This window comes from Streptomyces sp. NPDC043427, assembly GCF_056436655.1.
Genome location: NZ_JBWKCC010000016.1, coordinates 180,082 through 196,705 on the forward strand (window position 1 = coordinate 180,082; position 16,624 = coordinate 196,705).

General features: G+C 72.1%; 14 protein-coding genes and 1 pseudogene. 11 read left to right on the top strand and 4 right to left on the bottom strand.

The window, feature by feature from the left end; genetic code table 11:
- Window positions 1-62 precede the first annotated feature (62 nt).
- Both AC067M_RS25120 and AC067M_RS25125 read left to right on the top strand, forming a co-directional pair.
- A pseudogene (locus AC067M_RS25120) lies at window positions 63-404 on the top strand (RNA polymerase sigma factor); the annotation flags it as partial.
- The gene (locus AC067M_RS25125) at window positions 382-954 is read left to right on the top strand and encodes a hypothetical protein (protein WP_478699300.1); all 573 of its coding nucleotides are present in this window, start codon (window positions 382-384) and stop codon (window positions 952-954) included. The pseudogene AC067M_RS25120 and the gene AC067M_RS25125, both read left to right, overlap by 23 nt.
- Window positions 955-1,011: 57 nt before the next feature.
- On the opposite strand, the gene AC067M_RS25130 is transcribed toward AC067M_RS25125, so the two are convergent.
- A complete protein-coding gene (locus tag AC067M_RS25130) occupies window positions 1,012-3,576 on the bottom strand; it encodes a bifunctional SulP family inorganic anion transporter/carbonic anhydrase (protein WP_478699268.1) in 2,565 nt (854 codons plus the stop codon).
- 334 nt (window positions 3,577-3,910) lie between these two features.
- On the opposite strand from AC067M_RS25130, the gene AC067M_RS25135 reads away from it, so the two are divergent.
- Window positions 3,911-5,188: a polysaccharide deacetylase family protein gene (locus AC067M_RS25135; protein WP_478699269.1), complete on the top strand. Its 1,278-nt coding sequence runs from the start codon at window positions 3,911-3,913 to the stop codon at window positions 5,186-5,188.
- Between the two features lie 3 nt (window positions 5,189-5,191).
- Here the strand turns inward: AC067M_RS25135 and AC067M_RS25140 are convergent, their stop codons facing one another.
- Complete coding sequence (locus AC067M_RS25140; RefSeq protein WP_478699270.1) at window positions 5,192-6,172, bottom strand: ATP-binding protein; 981 nt, start codon at window positions 6,170-6,172, stop codon at window positions 5,192-5,194.
- A 101-nt stretch (window positions 6,173-6,273) separates the two neighbouring features.
- On the opposite strand from AC067M_RS25140, the gene AC067M_RS25145 reads away from it, so the two are divergent.
- Window positions 6,274-7,098 (top strand): Fic family protein, encoded by an 825-nt coding sequence (locus tag AC067M_RS25145; RefSeq protein WP_478699271.1) that lies wholly within the window; start codon window positions 6,274-6,276, stop codon window positions 7,096-7,098.
- Between the two features lie 416 nt (window positions 7,099-7,514).
- Here AC067M_RS25145 and AC067M_RS25150 read toward each other — a convergent pair whose 3' ends face one another.
- Window positions 7,515-8,348 (bottom strand): HAD family hydrolase, encoded by an 834-nt coding sequence (locus tag AC067M_RS25150; RefSeq protein WP_478699272.1) that lies wholly within the window; start codon window positions 8,346-8,348, stop codon window positions 7,515-7,517.
- A 571-nt stretch (window positions 8,349-8,919) separates the two neighbouring features.
- On the opposite strand from AC067M_RS25150, the gene ssd reads away from it, so the two are divergent.
- The 7 genes from ssd to AC067M_RS25185 all read left to right on the top strand — a co-directional run bounded on the left by ssd (window position 8,920) and on the right by AC067M_RS25185 (window position 14,081).
- Window positions 8,920-10,032 (top strand): septum site-determining protein Ssd, encoded by a 1,113-nt coding sequence (gene ssd, locus AC067M_RS25155; RefSeq protein ID WP_478699273.1) that lies wholly within the window; start codon window positions 8,920-8,922, stop codon window positions 10,030-10,032.
- The gene (locus tag AC067M_RS25160) at window positions 10,029-11,216 is read left to right on the top strand and encodes a TadA family conjugal transfer-associated ATPase (protein WP_478699274.1); all 1,188 of its coding nucleotides are present in this window, start codon (window positions 10,029-10,031) and stop codon (window positions 11,214-11,216) included. The genes ssd and AC067M_RS25160 overlap by 4 nt, the downstream gene beginning before the upstream one ends.
- The gene (locus AC067M_RS25165; RefSeq protein WP_478699275.1) at window positions 11,216-12,076 is read left to right on the top strand and encodes a type II secretion system F family protein; all 861 of its coding nucleotides are present in this window, start codon (window positions 11,216-11,218) and stop codon (window positions 12,074-12,076) included. Before AC067M_RS25160 ends, AC067M_RS25165 begins: the two co-directional genes overlap by 1 nt.
- Window positions 12,073-12,858, top strand: a complete 786-nt coding sequence (locus tag AC067M_RS25170; RefSeq protein WP_478699276.1) for a type II secretion system F family protein — start codon at window positions 12,073-12,075, stop codon at window positions 12,856-12,858. Before AC067M_RS25165 ends, AC067M_RS25170 begins: the two co-directional genes overlap by 4 nt.
- Window positions 12,859-12,948: 90 nt before the next feature.
- A complete protein-coding gene (locus AC067M_RS25175) occupies window positions 12,949-13,158 on the top strand; it encodes a DUF4244 domain-containing protein (RefSeq protein ID WP_478699277.1) in 210 nt (69 codons plus the stop codon).
- Between the two features lie 22 nt (window positions 13,159-13,180).
- Complete coding sequence (locus AC067M_RS25180; protein WP_478699278.1) at window positions 13,181-13,510, top strand: TadE family type IV pilus minor pilin; 330 nt, start codon at window positions 13,181-13,183, stop codon at window positions 13,508-13,510.
- Between the two features lie 31 nt (window positions 13,511-13,541).
- Entirely contained in the window at window positions 13,542-14,081 is a 540-nt protein-coding gene (locus AC067M_RS25185; RefSeq protein ID WP_478699279.1) for an Rv3654c family TadE-like protein, read from the top strand.
- Here AC067M_RS25185 and AC067M_RS25190 read toward each other — a convergent pair.
- Window positions 14,024-16,594 (bottom strand): DEAD/DEAH box helicase, encoded by a 2,571-nt coding sequence (locus AC067M_RS25190; protein WP_478699280.1) that lies wholly within the window; start codon window positions 16,592-16,594, stop codon window positions 14,024-14,026. The two genes, AC067M_RS25185 and AC067M_RS25190, sit on opposite strands and share 58 nt — an antisense overlap.
- Window positions 16,595-16,624: the final 30 nt, after the last annotated feature.

Sequence of the window (16,624 nt, forward strand, 5' to 3'; positions counted from 1 at the left end):
ATCCCGGCCCAAGTACAGGTGAAGCGCCACCCACGCGACCGTCAAGGAGAGGGGACAGGGGAGTGGAACGGATACGGGGCGGGCCGGCTGAGGCGGCACGCGACCCACAACTCTTCGAAGAGTTCTACCGGCGCCATGTGGACGCGGTGACGTCTTTCGTGGCCCGGCGTGTCACCGACCCGCACACCGTGGCCGACCTGACCGCCGAGATCTTCCTCGCCGTCCTGGACTCGGCCCACACCTTTCGCCCCGGCCGGGGCAGCGAGACGGCCTGGCTGTACGGCATCGCGCGCAACGTCGTCTCCTCCGAGCGCCGCCGCGTGGCCCGCGAGACCCAGCGCGACCTGCGCATCTCGGGGCGGCGGTTGCTGGAGCCCGACGGTGTTCACCATCCGCCGGATCGCCCTCGCCGCCGGGGTGTGCGCCGTGGCCGGGCTCGCGACGGTCCTGGTGCCGGGTTCTCCGGCCGACTCGCCGGCCTACGCGGTCGACCGGCATTCCGACGGCAGTGTCACGCTCACCATCCGGGAACTCGACCTGACGGAGGAGGCCGAGCGCGAACTCGCCGCCCGTCTGCGTCCCGTGGACATCGAGGTGGAGATCCGGAACCACGACTTCGGCCACCACTGCCGACAGCCCCGCGGGAAGACCCTGGGCACGGTCGACTTCCTCCGGCTCGTCCCCGACAAACCCTCCCCGGCCCCCAAGGCCCGGCAGAGCGGGCCCCGCCTGAGCCCCTCTTCCCCCGTCCCCTGGAACCCTTCCCCCGTCCCATGGCGGATGACCCTCCATCCCGGTGACTCCCTGGCCTTCGAGAACTGGGACTTCGGCCCCACCAGGGGCACCGACGTCGGCCCCCAGGTCTTCAGCCTCTACGCGGTCAAGGGCGAACTGAAGCCCTGCGTAACGGAGAAGGGCCCCGGGCACACCCCGCTCGCCGGCCCGTCCTCCTGATCCTGACCCGGTGAGCGCGGCCCCCTCGCCCTGGGGCCGCGTCTCATGAGGACCGGCTCAGGCGGACAGGCCCGCCTCCACCTCTCGCACGTGGTCGAACACCTCCTCGCCCTCCATCGCGGTGAGCAGATAGGCCTGCGCCTCGCCCACGTGGAAGTACATCCCGTGGAGCTCCAGCGCCCCCGCGCCCAGGGCGCGGCTCACCGACTCGTGCGCCCGCAGGTGATCCAACTGCTGGACCACGTTGGTCAGGCCCAGCTGCTCGACCGCGTCGGCGGACGCCCGCCCGGCCAGGCGCGCCCACGGTCGCCCGTCGTCGGCCATGCGCTCCAGGCTGGGCACCCCGTGCCGCAGCCACCGCTTGAGCGGGGTCTGGGCGCCGCCCGGCTCGGCGTTGAGCAGTGCCTGCATGGCCCCGCACCCGGAGTGCCCGCACACCGTGATGGACCGTACGTGCAGCACGTCCACCGCGTACTCGATCGCGGCCGCCACCGAGTCGTCCCCGCTCTCCTCACCGGGCAGCGGCACGAGGTTGCCCACGTTGCGCACCACGAACAGGTCACCGGGACCACTGGAGGTGATCATCGAGGTGACCAGGCGCGAGTCGGCACAGGTGAGGAAGAGCTGGGCCGGTTGCTGCCCCTCCCGGGCCAGCCGGGCCAACTCGCCCCGCACGAGGGGCGCGGTGTTGCGCTGGAAGGCGCTGATGCCGCGGAGGAGTTGGTGACTGCCGGTGGCAGTGCCGGTGCCTGTGCCTGTGCCGGTGCCTGTGTTGCTGGTCCCTGTGCCGGTGTCGCGCGGTGCCGTGTTGGTGGGAGTGGTGGGGTGGGCGTCGGGTCGGCCGTTCGTGTCGCTGGCCGCTGGTTCTTTCGCTTGTCTGGTCGCTTGTCCTTCCGGTGAGCCTCCGGGGCGGGCACCAAGATGTTCGTCCGCGTCGGGCGTCGCTGCGGACGGTGGACGCTCGCACTGGTGGTTGCGCCAGGCCGTCCAGGGGCGGCATCGGCACTCGGCGGAGGACGTCGGCCCGGTGCTTCCGTCCTCGGCATGGAGCTCGGCGAGAATTCCCGGCTCGGCGATCCTGATTCCGGCGCGGCGGCCCGTCAGCTCCACCGCGCCACCCTGCGCGGTGTGCGTCTTCTGCCAGTCCTGCAGTGACTCGTACGCCGCGTGGTCCATGAAGGACCCGTCCAACTCGACGACGACGTGGGCCCCTTGGGGGACGAGATGCAGGGCCCGGCTGAGCCGGGGCACCGCGAGGAACGTCAGCTGTCCTCGTACGTGTACGTGATGGACTCCTTCCTTCTCGTCGTGTGTGATCCGGGTGCGGGTGAGGCGGTGCAGGGCGACCGCGACGGCGGCGGCGATTCCCAGCGCCACGCCCTCCAGGACGCCGAGGAGGACCACCCCGAGTGTGGTGACGGCGTACACCAGCACTTCGCGGTGGCGGGTCACCGTGCGGATGTGGTGCAGGGACACCATCTGGATGCCGACGGCCATCACCAGGGCGGCGAGCGAGGCGAGCGGGATGAGCTCCAGGAGCGGGACCATCAGCAGCGCGGCGACTACTACGAGAACGCCGTGCACCATCGTGGAGTTCCGGCTCACGGCACCGGCTCGCACGTTCGCCGAACTCCGCACGGCCACACCGGCGACGGGCAGTCCGCCGAGCGCGCCGGAGACGACGTTGGCGGCGCCCTGTCCGAGCAGTTCGCGGTCGAGGTCGGAGCGTCCGACGCGGGCCGACAGGCCGGGGCGTCCGGCGACCAGCTTGTCCACGGCGACCGCGCCGAGCAGCGACTGCACGCTGCACACCAGGGTGGTGGTGAGGACGGCGGCGACGAGGCCGGCCGTCGGCCCCTCGGGAAGCCCGGCCAGCGCATGGCTGCTCCACGACGGCAGGTCGACCTTGGGCAGTGTCAGCCCCGCCAGTGTGGCCGTCACGGTGGCGGCGGCCACGGCGACGAGCGCGGTCGGCACCGTGCGCAGGACGCGCCCGGCCCGGCCCGGGATCCGGGGCCAGAGCAACAGCACGCTCAGAGTGAGCGCGCTCGTGGCCAAGGCCGCCGGGTGCAAGTCGGCCAGCTGGGCCGGCAGCGCCTGGAGGTTGGCGAGGACGGAGCTCTGTGGATTGCCGCCGAGGACGATGTGCAGCTGGGCGACGGCGATGGTGACGCCGATGCCGGCGAGCATGCCGTGCACGATGGCGGGGCTGACGGCGAGCGCGGTGCGGGCCACGCGCAGGCAACCCAGGCCGAGTTGGGCGAGTCCGGCGAGAACGGTGATGGCGCAGGTCGTACGCCATCCGTAGCGGTGGATGAGGTCGGCGGTGACCACGGTGAGCCCGGCAGCCGGCCCGCTGACCTGGAGGGGGCAGCCACTGAGTCGTCCGGCGACGATGCCGCCGACGGCCGCGGACACCAGGCCCGCCTGGAGAGGCGCGCCGGTGGCGAGGGCGATGCCGAGGGACAGAGGCAGCGCGATCAGGAAGACAGCGATGGATGCCGACACGTCGGCGCCCTCGACACGGAAACGGGATCGCTGGGGCGGTGGCGGGCCGGGGGGCCGGCGGACAGGTCCGGCGTGGGTCGAGTCGGTCGGGCGGGTGGGGGTGCAGGCTGACATTTTTCCCGTCTCCTCCGGGGCAGCGCGGTCGCGGAAGTGGTGGTGCCCGCTCGACGGCGGGGCGGGTCGCGGCCGTGGGTCACGGCGTGCAGCGGCGGGATGATTCAACTCTCGGTAAATGAATCGTAATGCAGAGTAAAGGGCAAGCATGAACATTACGGGCAAATGGGGTAATCAATCACCCTGATGAGTGAACTGAGTATTCGATCGGCTTGTCGTACTAATTCCTTCTCGGCCCCGTGCGACCTTGGCGGCGCTGTCGGCTCATTCCGGCACATCACCAGAAAGCGCCCTTGTCGGCGTCGGTCTGAGAGAAGGAAGTAGGTGGGCGGACATGGCCGCCAACCAGAGAATCGCCGCGGGTGTCGTGGTCGCGGCCGTCGCCGTGTCGCTCGCCGGGTGCACGACGGGTGTCGGCGCTTCCCGCGACGCCGAGGAGGGGGCGCTCGGCCCGGGGAAGGTGAAGCAGGCTCCGGCGCCCAAGAGCGTGGTCCGGCTCATCGGCGACGGCTCCACCGCCTACACCGGAGCCCAGCCCCACCTGCCCAGACCGGACCGTCTCAAGGCCGGCCAGAAGCCCCCGCAGTTCGTGGTGTTCTCCTGGGACGGCGCGGGCGAGGACAGCCAGAGGCTGTTCTCCCACTTCCGCAAGGTGGCCAGGGCCAACCACGCCACCATGACGTACTTCCTCAGCGGCGTGTACATGCTGCCGGAGGAGAAGCGCGACCTCTACAAGCCGCCACAGCACTCACCGGGCCGCTCCGACATCGGCTTCAACGACGAGCAGGGCATCGCCGACACCGTGAAGCAGCTGCGCCTGGCGTGGCTGGAGGGCAACGAGATCGGCACCCACTTCAACGGCCACTTCTGCGGCAGGAACGGCGGTGTCGGTGAGTGGTCGGTCGAGGAGTGGAAGGAGGAGATCGCCCAGGCGAAGCAGTTCGTGAAGTCCTGGAAGACCAACACCGGGATGGTGCAGGCGGCCCCGCTCCCGTTCGACTACGACAAGGAGCTCGTCGGCGCCCGCACCCCGTGCCTGGAGGGTCAGAAGAACTTCATGAAGGCCGCTCGCGACCTGGGCTTCCGCTATGACACCAGTGGAGTGAACGACCAGGTCTGGCCGGAGAAGAAGAACGGCCTGTGGGACCTGTCCATGCAGCTCGTGCCCTTCCCCGGCCATTCCTACGAGCAACTCACCATGGACTACAACTTCATGGTCAACCAGTCCGGCACCTCGACCCAGGGCAACCCGGCCAAGCACGAATTCTGGGGCGACCAGATGCGGGACGGCCTGCTGCGGGGCTTCCGGCGGGCGTACGACGGAAACCGCGCGCCGCTGATCATCGGCAACCACTTCGAGTCCTGGAACGGCGGCACCTACATGCGTGCCGTCCAAGAGGTCGTCGAGTCCGTCTGCACCAAGCCCGAGGTGCGGTGCGTCTCCTTTCGGCAGCTCGCCGACTGGCTGGACGCCCAGGACCCGCGGACGCTGGCGCAGCTGCGCACGCTGGACGTCGGCGAGTCCCCGAAGCAGGGCTGGGCGGCCTTCCTGTCGGGCCGCCCGGCCCCGGCCCCGAAGGGCGCGCCGGGGGCGCCGGCGGCCGGGCAGTAGCCGTCAGACGGAGGCGGCGACGCTCTCGCTGAGCACGAACGCGGGGTCGACCTGCGCCGCCAGGTCGACCCCGGTGCGCTCGTTGCCCCAGGACTGGGCGTTCTTCAGATGGAAGTGCACCATCTGGCGCGTGTAGCGCTCCCAGTCGCGCAGCTCGTACGCCGCGTCGACCGTCGTGTGCAGCAGGTTCAGGGCGCGGCGGTTGACGTCCTCCAGGAGCTCGAACCGGGGTGGCCGGCCCTTCTCCATGGCGCGCACCCAGTTCGAGTGCCCGACCGTCACGAGCAGGTCGTCCCCGACTTCGGCGTGGAGGAAGTCGAGGTCGTCCTGGCCCTGCACCTTGTTGCCGACGACCTTCAGCGTGACGCCGAAGTCGCGGGCGTACTCCTTGTACTGGCGATAGACGGAGACCCCCTTGCGGGTCGGCTCGGCGACGAGAAACGTGACGTCGAAGCGGGTGAACATGCCGGAGGCGAAGGAGTCCGAACCCGCCGTCATGTCGACCACGACGTACTCGTCGGGGCCGTCCACCAGGTGGTTCAGGCACAGTTCCACCGCTCCCGTCTTGGAGTGGTAGCAGGAGACCCCCAGGTCGGCGTCCGTGAAGGTGCCCGTGACCATCAGACGGACGGCGCCGCCGTCGAGTTCCACCGGCCGGGCGCAGGCGTCGTACACCGGGTTGTCCTCGCGTACCCGCAGCAGCCGCGAACCCTCGCCGGGAGGGGTCGTCTTGATCATCGTCTCGGCGGAGGGGACGCGGGGGTTGGAACCGCGCAGATAGTCCTTGATCAGGCCCAACCGATCGCCCATCGCGGGCAGCGCGGCGGCCTCCGCCTCGTCGAGGCCCAGCGCGGGCCCCAGGTGCTGGTTGATGTCGGCGTCGAAGGCGACGACCGGTGCGCCCGAGGCCACCAGGTGGCGGATGAACAGGGAGGACAGTGTGGTCTTGCCGCTGCCACCCTTCCCAACGAAAGCAATTTTCATATTCACCAAGGGTAGCGGCGCGATAGCTGTATGTGGCAGACGTGGTGAAGAAGACCACTCCATCGTGGGGTTCGGCCCTCAGGGTGCGTAATGTCGTACTCATGAGTACGACAGGCGCGACCGCCGATCCGCTCGCGGCCCTGGGTTCACTGCCCGGCGTGGCCGAGTCCGTCGAGTCCGTGCGCAAGGCCGTGGACCGGGTCTACGGGCACCGGATCATGCGGCGCCGCAGCACTGCGATCACCTCTGAGGCGGCCCTGCGCGGCGCGCGCGGCTCAGCGGCGCTGTCCGGCGGGGACTGGGCCCTGGAGGAGGTGCGCCGGCGCACCGACTTCGGCGCCGACGACGAGGCGCGCGTGGTGGGCGCCGCCCTGCGGCTGACCGCAGAGGCCGGCCAGCTGCTGTCCGTCTGGCGGCAGTCCCCCCTGCGGGTGCTGGCCCGGCTGCACCTGGTGGCCGCCGCGACCCCGGGTGACGAGGTGGGGCGGCCGCGTCAGGCGAGCGAGAGCGTCGACGAGCCGCTGATCGAGCTGCCGCTGCCGAGCGCCGACGAGGTCTCCGGACGTCTGGAGGGGCTGTCCGAGCTGGTCATCGCCGGCAGCGCCGCGCCCGCCCTGGTGACGGCCGCCGTCGTTCATGGCGAACTCCTCGCGCTGCGCCCCTTCACCTCCCACAACGGCCTGGTCGCGCGCACCGCCGAGCGCATCGTGCTGATCGGCAGCGGCCTCGACCCGAAGTCCATCTGTCCTGCGGAGGTCGGGCACGCCGAACTGGGCCGCGCGGCCTACCTGGGGGCGCTTGAGGGGTATGTGTCCGGCACCCCGGAGGGGATGGCGGCCTGGATCACCCACTGCGGCAGGGCCGTCGAGCTGGGAGCCCGTGAGTCGACGGCGGTGTGCGAGGCGCTGCAGCGCGGGGCGGCGTAACTCGAGGGGCGTAACGAGGTGGCGTCACGCGAGGGTGGCTCAATGTGAAAAAGCCCCCGAAGGGGCTTAACAAGGGTTGCGGCGGTACGAGAGTTCGTACCGCCGCTGGCATGTTCACCGGGTTACCAAGCGTCCTCGATATATTGCCCATCAGGTCGGGAACTTTGCCCGTCACCTGGTGCGGCTGGCCCGTAATCGACGGGTCGACGTCGCGTGGGTGCTCGATGTCCATGCTCGGTCCGTGGGGCCAAATGCGTTATTAAGGTGATCCTCTCGGATGTCCTTGGTCTCGCGGGCCGTTGAGTCCTTTGTACTCCAGGACCAGGGCAACCGGAAGCCCTGGCTGCACTTCTTTACTTTTAATCTCAAACAGGCAATAAACGGTCGTTTATATCGTGGGCCGGTGAAAGCGCAGGTCAGGCGACCGTCGTGCGGCGGCGGCTGGCGTACCAGACGAGGCCCGCGGTGGCGGCCGCGGCTCCTATGGCGGCGGCCGCGACGAGCGTCGGCCGGGGCGGCACGGAGAAGGTGGGAAGCCGCTTCTTCAGCCGCACCGGCCGGTGGAAGTCCAGGATCGGCCACCCGCGCGCGAGGGCCTCGCGCCGCAGTGTGCGGTCCGGGTTGACGGCGTGCGGGTTCCCGACGGCTCGCAGCATCGGCAGATCCGTCGCCGAGTCGCTGTAGGCGTAGCAGCGGGTGAGGTCGTATCCCTCGGACGCGGCCAGTCCCTCTATCGCCTCGGCCTTCGTCGGGCCGTACGCGTAGTACTCCACCTCCCCGGTGAAGCAGCCGTCGTCGCCCACGACCATCCGGGTGGCCACCACGCGGTCCGCGCCGAGCAGCTCGCCGATCGGCTCGACCACCTCGGCGCCCGACGTGGACACGATCACGACGTCGTGCCCGGCGGCGTGGTGCTCCTCGATCAGGGAGGCCGCCTCGTCGTAGATGATCGGGTCGATCAGGTCATGCAAGGTCTCGGCGACGAGCTCCTTCACCTGCTGGACGTTCCATCCGCGGCACAGGGAGGACAGGTACTCGCGCATCCGCTCCATCTGGTCGTGGTCCAGGCCGCCCACGAGGAAGACGAACTGGGCGTACGCGGTGCGCAAGGCCGCCCTGCGGTTGATCAGTCCGCCTTGGTAGAAGGACTTGCTGAAGGTGAGCGTGCTCGACTTCGCAATGACCGTCTTGTCCAGGTCAAAGAAGGCCGCTGTGCGGGGCAAGGAGTGGTTTTCCACGCCCTTGAGCATAGGTGCAGCCCATTCGGCGTAAGGTGGGCGCGTGGGTTTGCCTGAGAGGCCTCTCGGGTACACCATGGAAGTCACGGATCGTTCGCGACCGTGCTAACCCGGCCCGACTCCTCCCCCCCGAGTCGGCCGTGGAGACGACCCCCGCTCTCCCCCCCGGCGGGGGTCGTCGCATGTCCGGGTGGGTTTTCCCCTTCTTCTCGCGGCCGCGGTGCCGTACCGAGGCGGCTGCGGCCGCCTCTTTCGCATGTTCACGAACCGTCACGGTGTGTAGCTGTCGGACTGCTCTGCGGAAGTCGCACAGGGGACGGTGCGGGCGTCACCGGTTTGGGTGACGGAGATATTCACAGGCCCCTGGTTGTCCACAGTTATCGACCAAGATCCACAACATTTCCGGGATCGCTGCACCGTGATTCCAACGCGTCCCGCTCGCGGCGAGTTCATGGCCGGGTTCGGTTTGTCGGGCGCGTTTGGCCGGTTTCTGTCGGCCGTTCAGAGGAGGCCCGTTGCCGGTTCTCCACAGGTTCGGGAAATCGCGGGGCCGCAGGGGCTGCGCGAGATGCAGCGAAGGGGGATGGAAACCGTGGCCGGAACCATCACACACGACCCGCCGCCCACGACTGGAGGGCGGCAGGGCAGGCCGCTGATCGTCACCGAGGACACCGACCTCCTCGACGATCTGCTGCGCCTGTGCGCCGCTGCCGGCGCCACACCCGAGGTGCACCACGGGGTGCCGGAGCGCCGGGGCAGCTGGGAGGCCGCACCGCTCGTCCTCGTCGGCGACGATGCCGCGCCACGCGTGCGTGGAGCGGTGCGCCGACGCGGCGTGGTGCTGGTCGGGAGGGATCAGGACGACTCCGGGGTGTGGCGGCGGGCCGTCGAGATCGGTGCCGACCACGTCCTGATGCTTCCCGACGGGGAGCAGTGGCTGGTCGACAGGATCGCCGACGTCGCCGAGGGAGTCGGCCGGCCCGCGCTCACCGTCGGCGTCATCGGCGGGCGCGGCGGGGCGGGAGCGTCCACGCTCGCGTGCGCCCTCGCCGTCACCTCCGCGCGGGAGGGGCTGCGCACCCTGCTCGTGGACGCCGATCCGCTGGGTGGCGGACTCGACGTACTCCTCGGCGGTGAGACCGCCGAAGGCCTGCGCTGGCCCGCCTTCGCCGCCTCGCGCGGGCGGGTCGGCGGCGGGGCCCTGGAAGAGTCGCTGCCGAAGCTGCACGCCCTGCGGGTGCTCAGCTGGGACCGCGGCGATTGCGTCGCCATCCCGCCCCAGGCCGTCCGCGCGGTGCTCGGCGCCGCCCGGCGCCGGGGCGGCACGGTCGTCGTCGACCTGCCCCGCCGCGTCGACGACGGCGTCGCGGAGGCCCTTTCCCAACTCGACCTCGGCATCCTCGTCGTTCCGGCGGAGCTGCGTGCCGTCGCGGCGGCGGGCCGGGTGGCGTCCGCCGTCGGCATGGTGCTGCGCGACCTGCGCGTGGCGGTACGGGGGCCGTACACGCCCGGACTCGACGACCGCGAGGTCGCCCGACTGCTCCGACTGCCACTGGCCGGAGAGGTGCCCGTCGAGTCGGGACTGCTGCGCCCGAACGAGGGAAAGTCACCGCCCGGCGCGACTGCGCGCGGCCCTCTGGCCCGTTTCTGCAAGGAGTTCTGGGAGCGGGCGCTCGTCGAGGCGGGTGGCGTATGAGCGCGCCGGCCGGCGTTGATGCGGCGGGCGTCGGTGGGCTGCTCGACGGTGTACGGCAGTGGCTGGCCGAGAGTGGGGCCGAGCCCACACCCGCGCGGGTGGCGCAGGCGCTGCGGGAGCAGGGGCGGGTCCTCGGCGACACGGAAGTCCTCGGCGCGGCCGAGCGGTTGCGTTCCGAACTGGTCGGCAGCGGTCCGCTGGAGGCGTTGCTCACCGATCCCTCGGTGACCGACGTGCTGGTGTCGGCCCCGGACCGGGTCTGGGTGGACCGGGGCGGCGGCCTGGAGCTGACCGAGGTGTCCTTCCCGGACGCGGCAGCCGTACGACGTCTCGCGCAGCGTCTGGCCGCGGTGGCCGGGCGGCGCCTGGACGACGCCAGGCCCTGGGCCGACGCCCGGCTGCCCGACGGGACCCGGCTGCACGCCGTGCTGCCCCCGGTCGCCGTCGGCTGCACCTGCCTCTCCCTGCGCGTCGTACGACCGCGCGCGTTCACGCTCGACGAACTGGTGGCGGCGGGCACGGTGCCGCCGGGCGGGGACCGTCTCCTGCGGGCCCTGGTGCGGGCACGGTTGTCGTTCCTCGTGAGCGGAGGCACGGGTAGCGGCAAGACGACCCTGCTGAGCGCGTTGCTCGGATCGGTCGGGCCGGGTGAGCGGATCGTGCTGGCGGAGGACTCGGCGGAACTACGGCCCGACCACCCACACGTCGTCCGGCTGGAGACCAGACCCGCCAACCAGGAGGGCGCGGGCCTCGTCACGCTCGAGGACCTGGTGCGGCAGGCGCTGCGCATGCGGCCGGACCGGCTGGTCGTCGGCGAGGTCCGTGGGCCCGAAGTGGTCCATCTGCTGGCCGCGTTGAACACCGGTCACGAGGGCGGCTGCGGGACTGTCCACGCCAACGCGGCCGCGGACGTACCGGCCCGGCTGGAAGCGCTCGGTACGGCGGCCGGGCTCGATCGGGCAGCACTGCACAGTCAGTTGGCGGCCGCCCTGTCGGTCGTCCTCCACCTCGTGCGCGACCGGACGGGGCGGCGGCGGATCGCCGAGGTGCATGTCCTGGAGCGGGACCCGTCGGGACTGGTGCGGACCGTGCCGGCGCTGCGGTGGGGCGCGGCGGCGTTCGCCCACGAGCGCGGGTGGGAGCGGCTGCGGGGGCTTCTCGAGAGCGAAGGAGGTGCCGGGTGATGGGCGAGATCCACCTGGGGGCGGTCGCGGCTTGTGCCGGGGCGGCGGCCTGGCTGCTGAGTGGCCGGGACTCCGGTGCGCGGCGGGCCCGGTTGCTGCTCGCGGGCGGTGGAGTGGTGGCCACGGGGCCGCCCTCCTGGCAACGGCTCGCCCACGAACTGCGGGGGGCCCGGGGCCGTTGGCGGGTCGAGTGGTGGTCGTTGGCCGCGGGGCTGGCGCTGGCTGTGCTGGGTGCGTCGGTGCTGCCGGTCGTCGCGGGGGCTGCCGGAGTGCCACTGCTGCGACGGGTACGGCTGGCCAGGGAGGCCCGGCACGCGCGCGAGCGCCGAGGGGACGCGGTCATCGCGCTGTGTGCGGCGCTCGCCGGGGAGGTACGCGCCGGACGGCAGCCGGGAGAGGCCCTGCTGCGGGCCGCGCGCGACTCCAAGGGGCTCGGTGACGCCCAGGCGGCGGTGCTGGCGGCTGCGCGGTTCGGCGGGGACGTACCCGGAGCCCTGGCGTCCGCGGCGCGGCCAGGGGCCGAGGGGCTGCGGGGGCTCGCCGCGTGCTGGCGGGTGGCCGTGGACCAGGGTGCGGGCCTCGCCGCCGGACTCGACCGGCTCGAAGGGGCATTGCGTACCGAGCGCGACCAACGCGCCGACCTCAGCGCGCAGCTGGCGGGCGCCCGCTCGACAGCGGTCATGCTCGCCGGTCTGCCGGCCCTGGGCCTCGTGCTCGGCACGGCGATGGGTGCCGACCCGCTGCACGTCCTGCTGCACACCGGGGCGGGGCTCGGCTGCCTGCTCGTCGGCGGTCTGCTGGAGGGCGCGGGGCTGTGGTGGGCGCTGCGGATCGTGCGGGGAGCGGAGGTGGCGGCGTGAGTGCGGAAGTTGTCCACAGGCTGTGGGTGGCGATGGGGGCTGTGCTCCTCCTCGGATGGTCGGCGCGGTGGTCGGCCACGGTCCGACGCCGGCGCAGGGCGCGGCACCGGTTGGCCACGCTGCTGGCTGTGGAAGCCGTCGCCGCCAAGCCTCGCTTCGAGGTACGGAGCGCTGCCCGGCGATGGTTGCCGCTGGCGGGGGTCGCTGCCGCCGGGTGGGTCATGGTCGGAGGCGTGGCGGGTGTCGTGGTGGGGATGGCCGTCGCGGCGGGACTGTGGCGGTGGCGGCTGAAGCGGCGGACCGCCGTGTTCGCCAAGGAGGCCGAGGGCGGGGACGCGGCCCGGCAACTCCCGCTCGCCGCCGATCTGCTGGCCGCCTGCATCGCCGCGGGAGCTGGACCGGTGGTCGCGGCGCAGGCCGTCGGAGAGGCCCTGGGAGGCGCCGTGGGGGAGGGGCTGGCCCGCGGGGCGGCGGAGGTGCGGCTCGGCGGCGAACCCGGCGAGGCGTGGCGGAGGTTGGCCTCGATACCGGGCGCGGGCGCGCTGGCGCGGCTGCTGGAGCGGGCCGACGTGTCCGGGCTCCCGGCGGCCGGACCGGTCGCCCGGCTCGCCGCGGACGCCCGCGCCGACTGGGCCCGCACCGCGACGGTACGGGCACGCCGGGCGGCCGTCATGGTCACCGCGCCGGTCGGGCTGTGCTTCCTGCCCGCCTTCATCGCGGTCGGCGTCCTGCCCGTGGTGATCGGGCTCGCGGGCGAGGCGATGGGAGGGGGTGGCCGGTGACGGTGCGGGGCGCGTGACGACGTACGACATGCGCCGGAAGAGCAAGCGAACAGTGGGAACGAAACAGTCGGAACCTTTACGGGGGTTGAGATGTACAAGGCGGTACGGGCGCGGCTGTGCGCCCTGGTGTGCAGGGCCCGGGCGGCGCGGAGGGACGCGGGGATGGTCACCTCCGAGTACGCGATGGGGATCGTCGCGGCGGTGGGGTTCGCGGTGCTGCTCCACAAGGTGGTGACGAGCGGGGAGGTCACCGCGCAGTTGCAGGCCATCGTGAAGAGGGCGCTCAGTGCAGGGATGTGAGCGGCGGTCGGACAGCGGGTTCGTGACGGCGGAGTCGGCCGTGGTGCTGCCCGTGCTGGTGGCGTTCGCGATGGCTCTGGTGTGGGCGCTGCTCGTCGTGGCCGCGCAGATCCAGTGCGTGGACGCGGCCAGGACGGGCGCCCGCGCAGCCGCCCGCCAGGACCCGGCCGACGCGGTGGTCCGGGTGACCCGCGAGGCGGCCCCGCGCGGGGCGAAGGTCACGGTCAGCCGCGAGGAGGACCGGGTCCGCGTGGTGGTCGTGGCGAAGCCGCCGGTAGTCAGCGGGTTGCCCTTCGAGGTACGGGAGGAGGCCGTGGCGTCGGCGGAGGAGACGGTGGGGGCGGGGTCGTGAGGGGCCGTGGGCCGATCGCGGGGAGCGGGCCATGAGAGGGCGATGGCTGGAGCGGGATGGCGGTGTCGAACGCGGCCGTGGGCCGGAACGTGAGGGGGTGACGCGAGGGCTCCGGTCGGGCGGCCAGGACGGGGGTCGGACAGGCCGTTGCTCGGACCGTGGCTCCGCCACCGTCTGGAGCCTCGCTGTGATCGCCGTGCTGTGCGTGGTGTTCGGCGCGGTGCTCGCCCTGGGGCAGGCCGTCGTGGCCCGGCATCGTGCGGCGGGGGGTGCGGATCTCGCGGCACTCGCGGCGGCGGACCACTGGGCGGACGGGGAGGCGGCGTGTGCCCGGGCGGGCCGGGTGGCGGAGGCCCAGGGCACGCGGCTGGTGCGGTGCGTGATGGTGGGCGAGATCTCCGACGTGACGGCGGCCGCCGGCGTGGGACCGCTGGAGGCTCGGGTCAGGGCGCGGGCGGGTCCTGCCGAGCCGGCTCCGCAGGGCCCTGCACCGCCGTCAACGGGCCCGCAGGGCTACGCCTCCGCTGACGGCGACGGTTCCGCAGGCCCTGTCGGCGACGGCCCCTCCTGAGCCGGCGCGCGATCCTCCGGGAGCTCCTCGGCCTCTCCCTCCGAACGCTCCTCCGCCTGCTTCTCCTCCGGCGCTCCCCGCAGCAGCACGGTGAGCAGGCGCACGGCGCCCCTCTTGTGCAGCGGATCGTTGCCGTTGCCGCACTTGGGGGACTGGATGCAGGACGGGCAGCCGGCGTCGCACTCGCAGGACGCGATGGCCTGTCGGGTGGCGGTGAGCCAGGAGCGGGCGGTGTGGAAGGCGCGCTCCGCGAAGCCCGCGCCGCCGGGGTGACCGTCGTAGACGAAGACCGTCGGGAGGAGGGTGTCGGGGTGCAGCGGGATGGACACGCCGCCGATGTCCCAGCGGTCGCAGGTAGCGAACAGCGGCAGCATGCCGATGGACGCGTGCTCGGCGGCGTGCAGGGCGCCGCCGAGGATCTCCGGGTTGATGCGGGCCTCGTCCAGTTGGTCCTCGGTGACCGTCCACCACACGGCGCGGGTGCGGAGCGTACGGGGAGGGAGGTCGAGCTTCGTCTCGCCGAGGACCTCACCGGTGATGACACGCCGGCGCAGGAAGGAGACGACTTGGTTGGTGACCTCGACGGAGCCGTAGCAGAGGCGGCCGTCGCCCCACGGGATCTCGACGTCCGTCTCCAGGACGGAGATCGACGTGGTGTCTCGGGCGACCGTCGCGTAGGACGGGCTGGCCTCCTCGACGAGGGCGACGGAGTCCTCCAGGTCGAGGGAGCGGACGAGGTAGGTGCGGCCCTGGTGGAGGTGGACGGCGCCCTCGTGGACGGTCGTGTGGGCGGCGCCCTCGTCGACCGTGCCGAGCAGCCGTCCCGTGCCCTCCTCGACGATCTGGACCGGTCTTCCGCCCTCGCCGCGGATGTCGGTGAGGTCGGCGGCCCGCTCCCGGCGCGTCCAGTGCCATGCCCTGGCGCGGCGGCGCAGCAGCTTCGCGGCCTCCAGCTGCGGCAGCAGCCCCTCGGTCTCGGGGCCGAACAGCGCCAGGTCCTCGTCCGTCAGGGGCAGCTCCGCGGCGGCCGCGCACAGGTGCGGGGCGAGGACGTAGGGGTTGTCGGGGTCGAGGACGGTGGACTCCACCGGCTGGTCGAACAGGGCCTCCGGGTGGTGGACGAGGAAGGTGTCCAGCGGGTCGTCGCGGGCGACCAGGACGGCCAGGGCTCCCTGACCGGACCGTCCGGCCCGGCCCGCCTGCTGCCACAGCGAGGCGCGGGTGCCCGGGTAGCCGGCGATCAGGACGGCGTCGAGGCCCGACACGTCGACGCCGAGTTCGAGCGCGGTCGTGGCGGCCAGGCCGAGGAGCTCGCCGGAGTGCAGGGCGCGTTCGAGGGCGCGGCGCTCCTCCGGGAGATAGCCGCCGCGATACGCAGCGACACGCCGGGCCAGTGGGCGGTCGATCTCGGCCAGGCGCTCCTGGGTGATCACCGAGATCAGCTCGGCGCCGCGCCGGGAGCGTACGAAGGCGACCGTGCGCACGCCCTGGAGGGTGAGGTCGGTCAGCAGGTCGGCGGTCTCCGCGGTGGCGGTACGGCGGACGGGTGCGCCCTTCTCGCCCTGCATCTCCGTGAGTGGGGGCTCCCAGAGGGCGAACACCAGTTCCCCGCGCGGGGAGGCGTCGTCGGCGACCTCGACCACCGGGAGGCCGGTGAGGCGGCCGGCGGCCACCGAGGGCTCGGCGGCCGTCGCGGAGGCCAGCAGGAACACGGGAGAGGCACCGTAGCGGGCGCACAGGCGGCGCAGTCGGCGCAGCACCTGGGCGACGTGGGAGCCGAAGACACCGCGATAGGTGTGGCACTCGTCGATGACGACGTACTTCAGCGCCTTCAGGAAGGAGGACCAGCGGGGGTGGGACGGGAGTATGCCCCGGTGGAGCATGTCCGGGTTGGTCAGGACGTAGTTCGCGTACTGGCGGATCCACTCGCGTTCCTCGAACGGGGTGTCGCCGTCGTAGACCGCGGGGCGCACCGAATGGCCCAACGGTTGTGAAAGTTCCTTCACGGATCGGCACTGGTCCGCCGCAAGGGCCTTGGTGGGGGCCAGGTAGAGGGCGGTGGCGCCGCGGCCGTTGGGGGCCTCGGAGCCGTCCAGGAGCGTGGAGAGGACGGGGACGAGGTAGGCCAGGGACTTGCCCGACGCGGTGCCCGTGGCGACGATCACAGAATCGCCGTCCAGGGCGTGCTCGGCCGCCTGGGCCTGGTGGGCCCACGGGTGCTCGATGCCCGCCTCCCGCACGGCCGCGACGATCTCGGTTCGGATCCGGTCCGGCCAGCGGGCATGGCGGCCCTCACGTGGGGGCAAGTGCTCCGTATGAGTGATGCGCGATGCCCGGCTCGGCCCCGCGGCGAGCCGGTCCAGGACCGTGCCCGGCGAGGGGCTGGATGCGGTGTCCGTCGAGGGTCGATCGGATCGGTGATTCTTGGCCATCGGCACCGAGTGTGTCACTGGCGTGACGGACAATGGAGTCAAGGCGTCGTGCACGCCTGCCGGTAAGTGATTGAATGCCATCGCGGCTGGCGAACCGTCCCGGGGGCTCCA